This window comes from Amycolatopsis sp. WAC 04182 (assembly GCF_003947465.1).
GTDB lineage: Bacteria > Actinomycetota > Actinomycetes > Mycobacteriales > Pseudonocardiaceae > Amycolatopsis.
Genome location: NZ_QHJJ01000021.1, coordinates 1 through 988 on the forward strand (window position 1 = coordinate 1; position 988 = coordinate 988).

The 988-nt window shown below is 70.1% G+C and carries 1 protein-coding gene; it reads right to left on the minus strand.

Going from position 1 to position 988, the window contains the following annotated elements; all coding sequences use genetic code 11:
- Positions 1-845: cation:proton antiporter (locus tag DMH01_RS42260; protein WP_199745845.1), on the minus strand; the 845-nt coding region annotated here is incomplete at its 3' end.
- Positions 846-988: the final 143 nt, after the last annotated feature.

Genomic DNA, 988 nt, shown 5'->3' on the forward strand with positions numbered 1-988 from the left:
CCCAGCATGACGAAGAGCCCGATCTGCGCCAGCCAGGCCGCGCCCTCCGCGAACCCCCTGGTCGCGGCCCGGTGCGGCAGGCGCGAGTTGCCGAGGATGAGGGCCGTGAGGTAGACGGCCAGGAATCCCGAGCCGTGGAGCAGCACCGCGCCGCCGTACGAGACGAAGGTGAGGGCGAGCACGGCGATCGGGTAGAGGCTCGAGGCGGGAAGAGCGACGCGGCGCAGCGCGTACGCGCCCGCCGGACCGACCGCCAGGCCCACGGCCGCGCCAATGACCAGCTCGATCGCGGTTTCGAGCAGGAACGTACCTACGGACGCCGGCCGTTGCGAGGCCCCGCTGAGCAGGACGACGGCGATGACCGTGGGCGCGTCGTTGAAACCGGACTCGGCCTCCAGTACGCCCGCCAACCGGGTCGGGAGCGGCAATCGTCGCAGTACGGAGAAGACGGCGGCCGCGTCCGTCGAGGCCAGTACGGCGCCCAGGACCAGTGCCGCGGTCGGATCCATGCCGAGCAGCCCCTGGACGGCCAGTGCCACGACCACGATGCTCACCGTCACGCCCACGGTGGCCAGGATCAGGGCGAGCGGCACCGACTTGCGGATGTGCGACCAGGTCGTGGTCAGACCGCCCTCGGCCAGGATCACCGCCAGCGCGGTCAGGCCGATCTGCTGGACGGCCTGCGGGCTTTCGAGCTTCGCGCCGAACCCCGAAGCGCCCAGAATCAGACCGAGCACCAGGAAGCGGAGAAGACTGGGCAGACCGCTGCGATGCGCGACACGTACAGACGCGATGGCCGCGATGACGATCCCGGCACCGATCAGGAGCCAGACATCAAGCGTCATCCGGCTCCCTCCCGTCTCTTCGGTCACATAAGCCTAGTGAGTCCCTCGGCCGTCATCGCAAAGCGGACCCGGAGGTCGTGCGGTTCGGCCGGCACACCGTCGATCAGCTCCCCGCCGTGCAGCAGGGCCACCGTGGGGACGTT